The organism is Catellatospora sp. IY07-71 (assembly GCF_018326265.1).
Lineage (GTDB): Bacteria > Actinomycetota > Actinomycetes > Mycobacteriales > Micromonosporaceae > Catellatospora.
In genome coordinates this window covers 6292842-6306577 of the sequence record NZ_AP023360.1, presented here as the reverse complement: position 1 = coordinate 6306577, position 13736 = coordinate 6292842, and the positions used below count along the sequence as shown (strand labels likewise).

Annotated in this window: 14 protein-coding genes; 6 read left to right on the top strand and 8 right to left on the bottom strand. The window is 71.9% G+C overall.

What is annotated here, in order from left to right; genetic code table 11:
• Nucleotides 1–70 precede the first annotated feature (70 nt).
• A complete protein-coding gene (locus CS0771_RS28080; RefSeq protein ID WP_212843802.1) occupies nucleotides 71–313 on the top strand; it encodes a hypothetical protein in 243 nt (80 codons plus the stop codon).
• Between the two features lie 4 nt (nucleotides 314–317).
• Here CS0771_RS28080 and CS0771_RS28075 read toward each other — a convergent pair whose 3' ends face one another.
• From CS0771_RS28075 to CS0771_RS28055, 5 genes are all read right to left on the bottom strand, one after another.
• Nucleotides 318–995, bottom strand: a complete 678-nt coding sequence (locus tag CS0771_RS28075) for an FAD-dependent oxidoreductase (RefSeq protein WP_212843801.1) — start codon at nucleotides 993–995, stop codon at nucleotides 318–320.
• 47 nt (nucleotides 996–1042) lie between these two features.
• On the bottom strand, nucleotides 1043–2422 hold the full coding sequence (locus CS0771_RS28070) for an FAD-binding oxidoreductase (protein ID WP_212843800.1): 1380 nt from the start codon (nucleotides 2420–2422) through the stop codon (nucleotides 1043–1045).
• 275 nt (nucleotides 2423–2697) lie between these two features.
• Nucleotides 2698–2949, bottom strand: a complete 252-nt coding sequence (locus tag CS0771_RS28065) for a hypothetical protein (RefSeq protein ID WP_212843799.1) — start codon at nucleotides 2947–2949, stop codon at nucleotides 2698–2700.
• A gap of 87 nt (nucleotides 2950–3036) precedes the next feature.
• Complete coding sequence (locus CS0771_RS28060; protein WP_212843798.1) at nucleotides 3037–3699, bottom strand: DUF1345 domain-containing protein; 663 nt, start codon at nucleotides 3697–3699, stop codon at nucleotides 3037–3039.
• A gap of 118 nt (nucleotides 3700–3817) precedes the next feature.
• The gene (locus CS0771_RS28055) at nucleotides 3818–5575 is read right to left on the bottom strand and encodes a family 43 glycosylhydrolase (RefSeq protein ID WP_244871080.1); all 1758 of its coding nucleotides are present in this window, start codon (nucleotides 5573–5575) and stop codon (nucleotides 3818–3820) included.
• Between the two features lie 227 nt (nucleotides 5576–5802).
• On the opposite strand from CS0771_RS28055, the gene CS0771_RS28050 reads away from it, so the two are divergent.
• Nucleotides 5803–7707 carry a sensor domain-containing diguanylate cyclase gene (locus CS0771_RS28050; protein ID WP_212843796.1) on the top strand — a complete coding sequence of 635 codons (1905 nt, stop codon included), beginning with the start codon at nucleotides 5803–5805 and terminating at the stop codon, nucleotides 7705–7707.
• Nucleotides 7708–7763: 56 nt separating this feature from the next.
• Nucleotides 7764–8075, top strand: coding sequence for an STAS domain-containing protein (locus CS0771_RS28045; RefSeq protein ID WP_212843795.1), 312 nt, complete (start codon nucleotides 7764–7766; stop codon nucleotides 8073–8075).
• A gap of 24 nt (nucleotides 8076–8099) precedes the next feature.
• Here the strand turns inward: CS0771_RS28045 and CS0771_RS28040 are convergent, their stop codons facing one another.
• On the bottom strand, nucleotides 8100–8480 hold the full coding sequence (locus CS0771_RS28040) for a DoxX family protein (protein WP_212843794.1): 381 nt from the start codon (nucleotides 8478–8480) through the stop codon (nucleotides 8100–8102).
• A 112-nt stretch (nucleotides 8481–8592) separates the two neighbouring features.
• Between CS0771_RS28040 and CS0771_RS28035 the strand changes: the two genes are divergently transcribed.
• A complete protein-coding gene (locus CS0771_RS28035; RefSeq protein ID WP_244871079.1) occupies nucleotides 8593–9114 on the top strand; it encodes a MarR family winged helix-turn-helix transcriptional regulator in 522 nt (173 codons plus the stop codon).
• Between the two features lie 20 nt (nucleotides 9115–9134).
• On the top strand, nucleotides 9135–9509 hold the full coding sequence (locus tag CS0771_RS28030; protein ID WP_212843793.1) for a DUF488 domain-containing protein: 375 nt from the start codon (nucleotides 9135–9137) through the stop codon (nucleotides 9507–9509).
• 60 nt (nucleotides 9510–9569) lie between these two features.
• Here CS0771_RS28030 and CS0771_RS28025 read toward each other — a convergent pair whose 3' ends face one another.
• Together CS0771_RS28025 and CS0771_RS28020 are read right to left on the bottom strand one after the other, a co-directional pair.
• Entirely contained in the window at nucleotides 9570–10394 is an 825-nt protein-coding gene (locus CS0771_RS28025; protein ID WP_212843792.1) for a carbohydrate-binding protein, read from the bottom strand.
• 34 nt (nucleotides 10395–10428) lie between these two features.
• Nucleotides 10429–11334, bottom strand: coding sequence for an AraC family transcriptional regulator (locus CS0771_RS28020; RefSeq protein WP_212843791.1), 906 nt, complete (start codon nucleotides 11332–11334; stop codon nucleotides 10429–10431).
• Between the two features lie 155 nt (nucleotides 11335–11489).
• On the opposite strand from CS0771_RS28020, the gene CS0771_RS28015 reads away from it, so the two are divergent.
• Nucleotides 11490–13715 carry a DUF11 domain-containing protein gene (locus CS0771_RS28015; RefSeq protein ID WP_212843790.1) on the top strand — a complete coding sequence of 742 codons (2226 nt, stop codon included), beginning with the start codon at nucleotides 11490–11492 and terminating at the stop codon, nucleotides 13713–13715.
• Nucleotides 13716–13736 lie beyond the last annotated feature (21 nt).

Here is a 13736-nt window from a genome sequence, read left to right as displayed (position 1 = left end):
TATCCCTAACGCTTCGCGCAAGATCGTCGCGATCATGGCGGTGGACGGGTCGGGCCGGTAGCCTGGCCGCGTGCCGCAGCTGCTCTCCCTCACGCCCTCGCCCGAACTGCCGTTGCAGGCGGCGCGTGCGCTGTCGCGCGGTGCCGTCCTGCCGCTCGGTCTCGTCCTCGTCGCGCTCGGCGGGTTCCTGCTGTGGCGGGCCGGCCGGGCGTCGAATCCCTCCCGGCTCGAGGAACGCCGCGGCGGGGTGGTGTTCCTCGTCATCGGTGCCGTGATCGGGGTGTACGGGCTGATCAGGATGGTGCTCGACTAGCCGGTCAGGCCGCGGCGCCGTCGTGCCCGTGCAGGCCCTTGAAGGTGTCGGTCTGGATCGCGTCGCCCGGCACGCCGGTGTTGCGCAGCTGCTCGACCACGCCGCTGACGAACCCGTCCGAGCCCGCGACCATGTACTGCGGCGCCGGCTCCAGATCCGTCACCCCGACCAGGGCGTCGGCGAGCCCCTCCCGGCCGACCCGGTGGTACGCGATCGGCATGGCCGCGAACTCCGCGCCGTACAGATAGTCGGCGCGCCCCGCGTGCACCAGCACGACCGGCGTCTGCGGCCGGTGCCGCTGCAGGTGGCGCAGGATCGACCGGAACGGCGTCACGCCGATGCCGCCGCCGATCAGCACCAGCGGCCGCGTCGGGTCCTCGGGCAGCTCCAGGTGCCCGCCGATGCCGAACACGTGCAGCTGCGCCCCCGGCTCCAGCGCCTGGAAGTGCAGCTGGAACGGCGACCCGGAGCTGTGGTCCAGGGTGAACCAGACCTCGTCGTCGCCGGGCGCCGACGCGAACGAGATCTCCCGCACCGGCTTGGTGAACTGCCGCAGCAGCTTCGGAAAGAACAGGTGGCCGTACTGGCCCGGCGCGAACTCGAGCGGGCGCTGCGCGCCGAACCGGTACGTGTGCACGGCGCCGTACTCGTGCGCGCTGCCGATCAGGTGCAGCCGGGCCATGAGGCGTCCTCTCGCCCGCCCGGCGGGCAGCGGCCGGCCCGTGCGGGCTAATCCGACGCCGGCAGGACGTTCTGGTTGTGGTGGAACAGGTTGCCGGGATCGTACCGCCGCTTGATCTCGGCGAGCTGCTCGTACCCGGCGCCGAAGTTCTCGCGTACCCGCCGGTGGTCGTCGTCGGACGCGAAGTTGATGTATCCGCCCTGTTCGGAGAAGGGAGCGAGCGCGGCGTAGTAGTCACGGACCCACCGGATGTTGGCCTCGTTCTGCGCCGGGTCGGGCCACATGCCGGCGATGACGCAGGCGAAGTTCGCGTCGCGGTGCCCGAACGCGGTCGCGTCCGGCGCCACGTCGTGGCACGCGCCGTTGATCGGGTACAGGTGCATGGTCGAGTTCACCACCGGCACCCGCGGGCCGTGCTCCAGGTGTGCGGCGATCGCGTCGTCGGTCAGGTCCTTGACGAACACGGCCTTCCAGTAGTGCTGCAGCCCGCGCGGCACCAGCGCGTCGAACGCCGAGTTGAGCGCCGCGTACGGCATCGGCCCGACGTGCTGCGCCACCGGGGTGGCCACCTCCCGGAAGCGGGCCAGCAGGCGCTCGCCCTTGCCCATGTCCCCGGTCCAGCAGGACACCAGGGCCAGGAACGGCTCGCCCACCCGGTTCTCGGGCACGAACGGCAGCGGCGGCGCGATCTGCCACGCGGGGAAGCCGCCGTACTCACGTGGCGCTTCGGCGATGAACTCGCGGAAGAAGCGCAGCACGTTGGTGGCGTCGCTCAGCTCGAAGAACATCGGGCCGCCGAAGATGTCGCCGACCGGGTGCACCCGGAACTCGAACTCGGTGACGACGCCGTAGTTGCCGCCGCCGCCGCGCAGCGCCCAGAACAGGTCGGCGTGCTCGGTCTCGTCGGCGTGCACCAGGCTGCCGTCGGCGAGCACGACGTCCGCGGAGATCAGGTTGTCGCAGGACAGGCCGTAGCGGCGGCTCAGGTAGCCGATGCCGCCGCCCAGCGTCAGGCCGCCGACGCCGGTGGTGGAGATGATGCCGCCTGTCGTGGCCAGGCCGTAGGGTGCGCCGGCCTCGTTGAACATGCCCCAGGTCGCGCCGCCGCCGACGCGGGCGGTGGACGTCGAGGGGTCGATGACGACCTGGGTCAGCGCGGACAGATCGGCGACGATCGCGCCGTCGGCGGTGCCGAAGCCGGGGACCGAGTGGCCGCCGCCGCGTACGGCGAGGTCGGCGCCCTGCTCGGCGGCGAAGCGGACGACCGTGCGTACGTCGTCGGTGTTCGCGCAGCGTACGACCGCTGACGGGCGCCGGTCGATCATGAAGTTGTAGACGCGGCGAGCTTCCTCGTAATCGTCGTGACCCTCGGTCACCACTAGTCCGGTCACCTGCTCGCGAAGCGCGGTCACGGCAGCCGTAGACATGGATCCTCCCTGGCAGTTCCGGGCCCAGACCAATCCATGCTATGCGTGCTTGGGGGGAAATAATCTGATTTGCCCGGGAGGCGCGACCCCTGGTCTGCTGGCGGCCGATCAACCATTCGCGACCGGACGCCGCGCTCGGGCGGCGCGGGCGGGCTGTCGGTCAGTCCGGATGAACGATCGCTGGTTCGTGTCGGAATGTGCGATGGGAGCGCGCAGATCTTGACACGAGACGGCCGTCTTGTCGGGTGGCCACACTGCCGGTTTCCGGCGCCGGCTCACGCCGAGGGGGCGTGCTCCTTGCCGTCGGTAGGCCGGCCGGCGTTGCCCGGCCGCGCCCGGCGGCGAGAGTTGATCTTGTCCTGCAGATGTGTCACCTGGCTCGACAGTCGGGTGAGTTCGGCGACCAGCCCGGCGGCGCGCTCGCGCAGCTCGGCGAGCACCTCGCGGGTCGGCGGCGGCTCGGCTTCACCGGCGTGCTCCGGCTCCGGCCGCCCGTGTGGTCGCACTGCGTCCCTCGTGTCCGTCATGTTCACCTCCCGTGCGGATCGTCGTCTGCCCGCGTCCGGCGTCGGTGAAACCTCCATGTGACCCAGCTCACACGCTTCGTCACCGGATCAGCGGATCAGCCCCGCGATGATGTTGATCGCGCCCGCCACGATGACCACGCCGAACAGGTACGACAGCAGCCCGTGCACGATGATCGTGCGCCGGATCCGCGGATCCCGGATGTCGGTGTCCGACACCTGGTACGTCATGCCGATGGTGAACGCGACGTACGCGAAGTCCAGATAGTCGGGCTGCTGGGACGGCGGATCGTTGAAGTCGATGCCCCGCCCGTCCGGCGCGTAGTGCAGGTCGGCGTACCGCAGCAGGAAGATCGTGTTGACCACGGCCCAGGACAGCAGGATCGTGAGCACGGCCAGCCCCACCAGCGCGCCCTTCTGCCAGCCGGTCTGTTGCGCCGCCGTGGGCAGCGTGGCCGCCACCGCCAGGATGCTGCCGAGGCTCGCGGCGACCAGCAGCAGCGCGGCGGCGCCGCGGGTGTTGTCGTCGCGCGCCGCGTGGCGGCGGGTGGTCTGCTGGTCGGAGGTCAGCACGATCGGCCACACCGTGGCCAGGAACGTCAGCGCGGTGGCGGCCCAGCCGCCGACGATCGCGAGCCGCCAGGGCGCGAACCGCAGCACCACCGCGCCGACGACCAGCCCGGCGCAGACGACCAGGGCGGCGCGGCGCAGCGCCGGGGCGTGCCGGCCCAGCAGCCGGTGGTACACCGTCATATGCCGCCGACTGTAGTCCGGGTCGTGCGCGGAGGACGGCGATCCGCGTCCTGCCGCGTCACGAGGCGTCGTGCCACGGCCCGCCGCCACCGGTGACGGTGACGGCGGGCCGGTCCGGTCAGGACGCGGGCTCGCCCGAGGGGGCGGTCAGGGTGACCCCGGTGGCCACCGGCGTGCCGAAGTTCGGCGTGCCGTCGGCGTTCCAGGTGAACTTCTGCGCCCGGGTGGAGCGGTTCATGTCGCAGCCGCCCGTCGCGGAGCTGTTGGCGTGGTACACGATCCAGTCCTCGGTGCCGTCCGGCGACTTGAAGAAGCCGTTGTGGCCCGGCCCGTAGACGCTGTTGGCGTTGGAGCGCTGGAACACCGGGTTGGGCGACTTCGTCCACGACGACGACAGCAGCGGGTCGCCGGTGCCGTTGTACGTGATCATGCCCAGCTTGTAGTCCGGGGTGGAGCAGTGGCTGGCCGAGTACACGATGAAGGTCCTGCCGTTGCGCTGCAGCACCTCACCGCCCTCGGCGACCGCGCCGCCGACCGTCTCCCAGCTGTAGGTCGGGGTGACCAGGGTGCGCCGGGTGCCGCTGGCGGTCCACGGGTTGCTCAGCGGCCGGATGAACAGCGGCTGCGAGCCGTTGTAGAACGTGCCGAGCAGGTAGAGCTGGCCGTTGAGCTGCAGGATGCTGGGGTCCAGTTCCCAGGTGTTGTTGGCGGTCGGGTCGAGCATCGACGCCTTGAACGTGTACGGGCCCATCGGGTCGGTCCCCGCGCTCTCCAGCACGTGGATGCGCTGCGTGCCCAGGTTGTACGGCTCCTGCCCGGCGGTGTAGTAGAAGTACCACCGCAGCCCGTTCGGGCCATTGAGCAGGAAGAACTCCGGTGCCCACATGGTGCCGGCGCCGTTGGGGTTGGTGAGGTTGAAGATGACCTGGTCCTGGGCGGTGGACAGACCGCGCAGGGTGGTGGCCCGGCGCATGGTGATGGTGCGGTTCCAGGTGGTCGTGGCCAGGTAGTAGTACCCGTTGTAGTACGTCATCCACGGGTCCGGACCCTGCGCCTTGAGCGGGTTGGTGAACGTGTTGCCGGTCCCGCCCGAGGTGATGGTCCAGGTGAACGTCGCGCTGCCGCTGACGCCGCCGCTGGTGGCCGTGGCGGTCACGGTGTACGTGGCGACGGTGGTCGGGGTGCCGCTGACGACGCCGGTGGCGGCGTTGATGCTCAGCCCGGCGGGCAGCCCCGAGGCCGACCAGGTATAGCCGCCGCTGCCGCCGGAGGCGGACAGGGTCAGGCTGGTGGCCGTGTTGACCGTCGTGGAGCGATTGCCCGGGTTGGTCACGGTGACCGTCGTGCCGTCGCTGACGTATCCGGCCAGCCGCCAGACCCGGCTGGTCGCGGTGCTGCAGGGCAGCTGCACCAGGCCGGTGTTGGCCGCGGACGAGCCGCCGGCGGGCACGATGCACTTGCCCGAGCCGACCGAGACGACGTTGAAGGTCTTGTCCGAGCCGACGGCGGTCAGCCGCCAGCGCTGGTTGGGGTTGGTGTGGCACGGCCACTGGATGATCGTGGCGTTGTCGGCGGTGGAGGCGCCGTTGACGTCGACGCACTTGCCCGTCGCGGGCATCACCATGGTGTACGTGTCGGTGGTCCCGGACACCGGGGTGAAGGTGAACTGCTGGTAGCCGGCGCCGTTGCAGCCCTGCTGGGTCAGCTGGAGCGCGTTGGTGGTGCTGCCGCCGGGCAGCGCGGCGCAGTTGCCGCCGTTGGAGTTCACGGCGGTCGTGGTGAACGTGACGATGGCCGCCGCGGGCTGCGGCACCAGCAGCACGCCGGCGGCGACCAGCGGCACGGTGAGCAGGGCGAGGCGAGGGGAGCGTCTCACGATGAGGATTCCTTCGGTGGGATAGGCGGCAGTGTCGACAGACCCTGCGGTGTATGCCGCCGCCCTGTGCCCGTCCGGCAGCATCGCCGGGGGAAGGGACGGCGTGCCTACCCGTCACCTCAGAGGTAACGCGAGTATCGCGCAGATCGACGCCGCTCGACAAGAGCGCCGTGCCGGGTTGGTGATCAGCCGGTGCGGCCGGAGCGTCGCCGCGTAGCGTGTAGTAGGTGAAGCGGCACGGTCGCCGACCCGATCCGGTGATCACGCTCCTCATCGTGCTCGCCCTCGTCAGCGTGGTCGCGACACTGGCTGGAGCGGTGCCGGCGACGGTCGCCGACGTCGCCGAGGCGGGAGCCTGGCTGGCCTTCGCCGTGCTCTGCCTGCGGGTCGCGCGGCGGGAGGGCCTCGCATGTGCGGCCGTGTCGGTGTGGCGCGGCCTCGCCGTGGCGGGCTTCTTCTTCACCACGTCCAGCCTGCTGCGGCTGGGCACCGACGGGGAGAAGACGCCGCCGGTCGCCGCGGCGATCGCGGCGACCGCGGTCACCACCGTCGGCATCGCGGTGGCCGGCTGGGTGATGATCCGGTATCCGCTGGAGGTGCGCGGCCCGCCCCGCATCCGGATGCGGCTGGACCTGGCCACGGTGATGGCCGCGTTCGTGCTGCTCGCCTGGTATCAGTGTCTGCCCGGGGGAGAGCTGCCGGGCAACCCGGCGCAGCTCGTGGCCAACGTGCTGGCCTGCGGGCTGGCCCTGCTGGCCGTGTTCGGGGCGATCAAGCTGCTGCTGGGCGGCGCGGCGCCGTTCACGCTGACGGCGGGGGTGATCCTGGGGGCCGGTGTGCTGATCGGCTCGTGGTCCCTGTTCAACATGCTGACCGTCGAACCCGGCGAGGCGCCGCTGATCGAGGCGGGCCAGCTCGCCTGCGCGTTCCTGCTCAGCATCGCCGCCAGGATGCAGTACCTGAAGATGCACGACGATCCCACCGGCGTGACCCGGCGGGCCGCGCCGGCCTACAGCCGCCTGCCGTACCTGGCGGTCATCGGCACGCAGGCCCTGCTCGTGACCGAGCTGGCGCTGGAGGGGCTCACCCTGCGCGGGTGGGGCGTGGTGATCGGCACCGTGGTCGTTTCCATGCTGGTCATGCTGCGCCAGAACCTCGCGTTCCTGGACAACGCGGCGCTGCTGAAACGGCTCAAGGCCAGCATGGGGGACCTGCGCCGGCACGAGGAGCGGTTCCGCTCGCTGGTGCAGCACGCCTCGGACCTGACCCTGCTGGTCGGCGCGGACGGCACGGTGCGCTTCGCCAGCCCGGCGCTGTGGGAGCTGCTCGGGGTGGACCCGCAGGAGGCGGCCGGCCGGCCGATCGGCGAGGTGCTGCGCCCGGAGGACGTGCCCGCCGCGCGGCGGCTGCTCGACGAGGTGATCGCCAGCCCGGGCGCCGACATCCGGCGGCCGCTGCGGGTGCACCACGCCGACGGCTCCAGCCGCTGGCTGGAGGCGATGGCCACGAACCGGCTGGACGACCCCAGCGTCGGCGGGGTCATCATCAACGTGCGCGACGTGACCGAGGCCCGGGTGCTGGAGGAGCAGCTGCGCCATCAGGCCACCCACGACCCGCTCACCGGCCTGCCCAACCGGGTCCTGCTCAACGAGCAGGCGCTGCGGCTGCGCCAGGAGCCGCGGCAGCCGGGACGGCACGAGGCCGTGCTCATGCTGGACCTCGACGACTTCAAAGAGGTCAACGACCTGCTCGGCCACCAGGCCGGCGACAGCATGCTGATCGTCGTCGCCGACCGGCTGCGGGAGAGCGTACGGCCGACCGACGTGGTGGCCCGGCTCGGCGGGGACGAGTTCGTGGTGCTGCTGGCGGGCACGACGACGGACGGCGCGGTCGCCACCGCCCGCCGCATCCTCGACGCGCTGCGGCGGCCGGTGCACGTCGACGGGTGCCAGGTCGACGCCGGGGCCAGCGTCGGGGTGGCGATCGGATCTGCGGACGAGCTCGACGCCCTCATGCGAGCTGCCGACATGGCCATGTATCAGGCGAAACGGGATCCCTCCGGCGATCGGGTGCGCGTGGTGGACCGGACCGCCCAGGGCGGGACGTTCCCGGCGGCGCGCGCTCCCGCCTGACCGGCCGGGTGTATCGCCGCAGGCAGCCGGGTACGCGATGCCCGGGGGGATGGTTCATGGGTCTGACGCACACGATGACGGTCCGCGGCGACGCGTGCGTGGTCCGGATTCTCGGCGACGTGGACATGTCGACCTCCGAGGACGTGCACCGGTGGCTGCGGACGGCGGTCGACAGCGCGCAATGCCGTGACGTCGAGGTCGATCTGGCGCAGACCGCGTTCCTGGATTCGATGGGGATACGCGGCCTGGTCCGGGCCCGGGAGTACGCCACCGGCCGCGGGGTGGCCATGCGCTGCGTCAACGTGCAGCCCTGGGTGCGGCGGGTGTTCGAGATCGCGGGGGTGGCGGGTTACCTGGACGTGCAGTGACGCCCGGCAACCCGCCCCGACCGGTCAGGACGTGAAGGCGTACGGGCCGAACCGGCCCCAGGCCACCACGGCGGCGAGGATCAGCAGCACCACGTTGGCGATGATCGCCTGGCGCTCGCCGCGCCGGGCGTGGATCACGATCGCGCCGACCATGATCACCGCGAGGCCGGCGGCGGCCAGCGGCACCAGCACCGGCGCGATGTCCAGCAGCGCGGGCAGCACCAGGCCGACGGCGGCGAGCAGCTCGACCGCGCCGACGGCCTTGACCGCCCCGGCGCTGTAGTTCTCCGCCCAGCCCATGCCGGAGGCGATCAGCTGGTCCTTCGGCTTGCTGAGCTTCATCACGCCGGCGCCGAGGAAGGCGATCGCGAGCAGCCCGGCGATGATCCACAAAACGACGTTCACGAGGTCTCCAAGGGGTTATGACTTCAATCGTGAACTGAAACCTAAGCGCGATGACTTCAAGCGTCAAGTGAATGCGGCCGGAAGTCGGTTCAAGTTTGAAGCATGAACCGACATGAGCGACGAAGCTATAGTGGTCGCCATGGACGCGCCGCAGGACACCCGCTGGCTGTCCGCGGAGGAGCGGCAGACCTGGCTGACGCTCGCCGCCCTGATGATCCGGCTGCCGTCCGCGCTCGACGCCCAGCTCCAGCGCGACGCCGGGCTCAGCCACTTCGAGTATCAGGTGCTGGCCGCGCTGTCCGAGGCGCCCGAGCGCACCCTGCGGATGAGCCGGCTGGCGATGCTGGCCGAGGGCTCGCTGTCGCGGCTGTCGCAGGTGGTGGCGCGGCTGGAGCAACGCGGCTGGGTGCGGCGGACCCCCGATCCGACGGACGGGCGCTTCACGCTGGCCGTGCTCACCGACGGCGGCTGGGACAAGGTCGTGGCCACGGCCCCCGGGCACGTGGAGACCGTCCGCAGCCTGGTCTTCGACCCGCTCACCAAGGCGCAGACCCGCCAGCTGTGCGACATCGGCCGCCGCATCATGCACGCCGTCGACCCCGGCGACCAGTGCGGCGAGGCCCGGCCCGGCTGACCCGCGCCCATAATGGGGGTATGCCGTCACGCGCCGCACCGGCGTCGCACCTGCGTATACGCCGGGTCTACGACGAACCGTCCCCCGACGACGGCCGGCGGGTGCTGGTCGACCGGCTGTGGCCGCGTGGCCTGGCCAAGGAGCACGCACGCGTCGACGACTGGCCCAAGGACCTGACGCCCTCCACCGAGCTGCGCCGCTGGTATCACGAGTCGCCCGCCGACCGGCACGCCGAGTTCGTCACCCGCTACGAGGCCGAGCTGAGCGCCCCGGCGGCGCAGGAGGCGCTGCGCGAGCTGCGGGCGCACGTCCGGCAGGGCACCGTCACCCTGCTGACCGCGGTGAAGGACCTCCCGCAGAGCCACGTCGAGGTGCTCGCGCGGCACCTGCGCTGAGATCCGTGGCGGGGCGTCGCGGGCGCCCGGAGCGGCGGGCGCCCGCGACGCGGCCGCCTGTCAGAGGCGGCGCCACAGGGCCGGGGTGTTCGGCGGCTCCCACCCGGGCAGCGACGTGTGCGCGATCTGGCAGGCGTACCCGGCCCCGCCATAGGTGACCTGCGCCCCGACGGCGTACGACACGTAGGGCTGCCACGTGCCGCCGCCGGGTGGGGTCGGGCTCGGCGAGGCCGTCGCGGTCGGGGAGGGGGACGGCGGCGTGCCCGGCACGTTCAGCACGAAGTCGAACGTGGCCTGCCGGGCCGAGCCGACCTGCTGCACGGTCATCAGCAGGGCCGGGTCGTACAGGCTGTCGGTGCTGTTGCGCGGCTCGTTCGGGAAGTACAGCTGGGTGGTGAGGATCGGGCGGCCGGGCGCCTGCACCTTGACGTGGATGTGCCGGGTCCGTCCGGGGTAGAGCCCCGGCACGATGGTGGTCAGCGTGAACCGCCCCTGCGCGTCGCTGAACTGGTGCCCCCGGAAGCGGTTGCCGACGTTGTCGTACGCCCCGGCGTTGTCGGCCTGCCAGAAGTCCAGCAGCGCGCCCGCGATCGGCTGGCAGGCCAGGCCGACCACGTAGCCGGTGAGTGTCAGCCGGGTGCCGCTGCCGTCGAGCATCGTGGTGCGCTGCGGGGAGCCCGGCTTGAAGTACGGGCCCTCCATCTGCGGCGGGGTCAGGTCGTCGTCGTCACAGGACTCCGGGGTGGCCGCCAGCGGCTGCCCGGACGGCGTGCGCGCCAGCGCGGGCACGGCCGCGAACAGCAGGGGCGCCGCCGGGACCGCCATCGCCGCGCGCAGCAGCGTCTTGCGGGTGACGCCCGGAGTACGGGGTTCGTCGCCGGTCATGGAACTCTCCTTCGTGAGGTCGTCGCCCGCAACACTAGGGTTGTGCATCGTCGCCGTTCGATGGACGTGATCCGGTGGTCGTGGTGATTTCCGCAGCCGGGCCGCCCGCGGCCGAGCGGCGGAACTCGCCCGCCGTCGATCCGGTCTGCCGCCGGAAGAACCGGCAGAAGTACGCCGTGTCGGCGAACCCCAGTTCCCGGGACACCTGCGCCACGGTGAGCCGGGTGCCCGCGAGCAGCCGCATCGCCTCGACCGCGTACGCCTGCCGGATCAGCTCGCCGGGGGAGTGGCCGGTGGCCTCCCGCACCGCCTCGCCGAGGTAGCCCGCGGACACGCCCAGCGCGGCCGCGAACTCGGTCACCGTGCGCCGTCCGCCGGGCCGGGCCGCCAGGTCGGCGAACCGGGCGGCCAGCTCCGCGCGCCGCCCGGCACCCGTCGCCGCCGGTGGCGACTCGGCGAGCCGCGCGGCCTTCACGAGCAGGATGTGCAGGTACGCCTGCAGCGCGCCGAGCGAGTCCGCGTCCGGTGCGGCGTACTCCCGCCGCATCCGCGCGACGATGCCGGCCGCCTCGGCCGCCGCCGCCCGGTCCAGCCCGACGCAGGGCCGCCGTCCCAGCAGGTGCAGCAGCTCCCGCACGCGCGGGCAGCCGGCCAGGAACTCCTCGCCGAACAGGACCAGCCGGCCGTCCAGCCCGGACGTGTCCTGCCAGTGGTGGGTCCGGCCGGGCAGCACCACCGCGAGCTGCGGCGGGCGCACCGGATACGCCGCGAGGTCCACCACGTGCGTGCCCGCGCCCGCCCGGATCAGCACCACCTCGTAGAAGGTGTGCCGGTGCGGGAACGGTGCGTGCGACAGCGGCCCGAGCGCGTCGAACGTGTCCACCGCGAACGGCACGGGCAGCGACTGCGGCACCGTGAGCCGGTGCAGTGGCAGGGACATCCCCTCAGCCTGGACCGCGGGCGGCGGCCGGGGCAGTTCCCAGCTGCGTCCTACCACCAGCGACGTAAGCAATCAGTGACGATCCAATCACCACCTGTAACCCAAGTCGTTGATCTACGGGGGAATGGACCCCGATCACAGACAGGGGGCACAGTTTGTCCAGACGTCTTCTCGCCGCGCACGGCGTGCTGGCCGTCACCAGCGCGCTCGCGGTGGGCGCCGCGCCGCAGTGGGCGGCCGCGGCACCGACACCGTCCGCTGCCGCCTTCGCCGCGGTACGCGCCCAGGCACTGCAGCCTGACCTCAGCATCACCAAGGAGGACTCGCCCGACCCCGTCCTCGCGGGCCAGGTGCTGACCTACACGCTCACCGTCGCCAACTACGCGGGCACGGAGACGGCGGCGTCGCTGACCGTCACCGACGTGCTGCCCGCAGGGCTGACCGTCCTGGCGACCTACCCGCCGGCCGGCTCCTGCGAGGTGACCACCGACGCGCCCACCCAGGTCTCCACCGTCACCTGCGAGCTCGCGGACCTGCCTGTCGGGCAGACGTTCCCGGTCTCGATCCAGGCGCTGGTCCCGGCGAGCCAGGCACCCGGCTTCATCGTCAACCGCGCCAGCGTGGCGCTCAACGGTGACGTGGTCGACCCGAACCTCGCCAACAACACCGTCGAGATCAGGACCGAGGTCCAGGCCTCGGCCGACCTGTCGGTCACCAAGCTGTGCAAGCCCGACGACCCCGCACCCGCGGGCGAGACCGGCTTCTGCGACATCATCGTGGACAACCTCGGTCCGTCCGACGCGGCCGGCGCCGTGCTGACCGACTACCTCACCTCCGCGACCCCGTTCAACCTGCTGTCCGCCGCGCTCCAGGCCGACCCCGACGTGCCCTGCGCGTCGCCGACCACGCCGGTGAACGACATCACCGAGGTCACCGTCACCTGCGGCCCCGGCACCCTGCCGGCCGGCGGCCGGGCCACGATCCGGGTCGAGGTCGGCGCCGACGACGTGTCCCAGATCAACGACGTGGCCACCGTACGCGCCACCACCCCCGACCCGGACAGCAGCAACAACAAGGCCACCGGCCGGGTCGACTTCGTCGGCTCCGCCGACCTCGTGCTGGAGAAGACCGGCCCGGAGACCGCCGTCGCGGGCGGCCCGATCCAGTACACGCTCACCGTCGACAACGAGGGCCCGTCCGTCGCGAACGCGGTCGTCCTGCGCGACAGCCTCCCGGAGGGCGTCACCTTCGTGTCGGTGACCTCCTCCGTGGGCACCTGCGTCAACAACCAGCCGCCCGGCCGGGACGTGGTCTGCAACCTGGGCAACCTCGACGAGGACGACCCGGACGTGACCATCACCCTCAACGGCCGGCTCGACGCCGACCTCGCCGACGGCACGCTGCTGTCCAACAACGCCGTCGTGTCCAGCGCGACGGCCACCCCCGACAACAGCGACAACCTGGCGCGCGTCGACACCACGGTCGAGACCGAGGCGGACCTGTCGGTCACCAAGGCCGGCGCGCCCGAGCCGGTGCTGGCCGGGAACAACCTGACCTACACCATCACCGCGAACAACGGCGGCCCGTCGGACGCGCAGCTGGTCACGCTCACCGACGAGCTGCCCGACGGCACCACCTTCGTCAGCGGCGTCGACGCCGGCGGCGACTCCGTGTGCAGCGAGACCGAGCCGGGCGAGGTCGTCTGCGCGCTGGGCACGCTCGCCGCGGGGGCGTCCGAGACCGTGCGCCTGACGGTCGCCGTCGCGGCCTCGACCGCCGACGGCACGGAGCTGGTCAACTCGGTCACCGTCGCCTCGACGACGACCGACACCGACCCCGACGACAACACCGCGACCGCGACCAACACCGTCGACACCTCGGCCGACCTGTGGATCGACAAGACCGCGGTCGCGTTCTCGTACGACGAGGAGTCGGCGGGCGAGAAGGGCGACAAGGGCAAGGGCGACAAGACCAAGGAGCAGATCGCCGTCTTCACCCTGACCGTCCACAACGACGAGGGCTGCGAGGGCGACGTCCGGGGCGACCAGCGCAACTGCGGGCTGGGCGGCCCGTCCGACGCGCAGAACGTGGTGGTCACCGACGAGCTGCCGCTCGACCCAACCCACCTGCAGGTGCTGTTCACCTCGCCGGAGTGCACCTACACGCAGGCCACCCACACGGTGACCTGCAACCTGGCGACGCTGGCCGACGGCGCGACCGCGCAGTTCGTCATCAAGTCGAAGATCAAGGTCAACGGGAACGGTGACGCCGAGGCCGCGCCGCGGATCACCAACACCGCGACGGTCAGCAGCTCCACCGCCGACCCGAACCTGGAGAACAACACCAACACCGCGGTGCTCGTCGGCCGCGGCCGCGAGTGACCTGACTCATTGCCCGCGCCT

Coding starts and splice junctions, on each gene's coding strand:
- CS0771_RS28075 (WP_212843801.1), bottom strand. CDS start 995: ATGGCCCGGCTGCACCTGATCGGCAGCGCGCACGAGTACGGCGCCGTG.
- CS0771_RS28070 (WP_212843800.1), bottom strand. CDS start 2,422: ATGTCTACGGCTGCCGTGACCGCGCTTCGCGAGCAGGTGACCGGACTA.
- CS0771_RS28065 (WP_212843799.1), bottom strand. CDS start 2,949: ATGACGGACACGAGGGACGCAGTGCGACCACACGGGCGGCCGGAGCCG.
- CS0771_RS28060 (WP_212843798.1), bottom strand. CDS start 3,699: ATGACGGTGTACCACCGGCTGCTGGGCCGGCACGCCCCGGCGCTGCGC.
- CS0771_RS28045 (WP_212843795.1), top strand. CDS start 7,764: ATGGGTCTGACGCACACGATGACGGTCCGCGGCGACGCGTGCGTGGTC.
- CS0771_RS28035 (WP_244871079.1), top strand. CDS start 8,593: ATGAGCGACGAAGCTATAGTGGTCGCCATGGACGCGCCGCAGGACACC.
- CS0771_RS28030 (WP_212843793.1), top strand. CDS start 9,135: ATGCCGTCACGCGCCGCACCGGCGTCGCACCTGCGTATACGCCGGGTC.
- CS0771_RS28025 (WP_212843792.1), bottom strand. CDS start 10,394: ATGACCGGCGACGAACCCCGTACTCCGGGCGTCACCCGCAAGACGCTG.
- CS0771_RS28020 (WP_212843791.1), bottom strand. CDS start 11,334: ATGTCCCTGCCACTGCACCGGCTCACGGTGCCGCAGTCGCTGCCCGTG.